The sequence below is a fragment of the Streptomyces sp. bgisy159 genome (assembly GCF_057707805.1).
Map to the genome: position 1 here is coordinate 1 of NZ_JBYIQX010000141.1, position 519 is coordinate 519.

The following is a 519-nucleotide window of genomic DNA, read 5'->3' on the forward strand; positions in this document are numbered from 1 at the left end:
CATGAGCCACGAGCAGATGCTCGCGTGGCTGGACCAGGCGAACTCCGGCCAGGTCCAGGCCGCCGCCGACCGCCTCGTCGCCGCGGCCAAGTCCATCCGCGACATCGCCGAAGAACTCAAGATCCGCCCCCAGTGGGTCGCCTGGAAGGGCACCGGCGCCGACGCCTTCCGCACCTGGACCGCCGACCTCGCCAACTCCACCCTCCGCCTCGGCGACTTCAGCGACGATGCCGCCAAATGGCTCACCGAAGCCTCCGGCGCCATCGCCCAGGCCCAGGCCTCCATCCCCCGCGACACCCAGAGCGCCACCGCCAACCTCGCCGCCGCCAAGGCCGCCCACAACGATCCCGACGCCGCCGCGGTCGCCAGAAAATCCACCGAAGAACTCCAGGCCCTGGCCGCCCACAAGGAAGAGGTCCGCCAACAAGCCGCAGCCCAGATGCGCAAACTGGCCCAGACCTACACCTGGTCGGCAACCCAGATGAACAACCTGGAAAGACCCAAGTTCCCGCCACCACC

1 pseudogene is annotated in these 519 nt (G+C 69.2%); it reads left to right on the forward strand.

The features are described from left to right. Window position 1 precedes the first annotated feature (1 nt). Window positions 2–519 (forward strand): annotated as a pseudogene (locus tag AC3ET3_RS36180) (translation initiation factor IF-2); the annotation flags it as partial.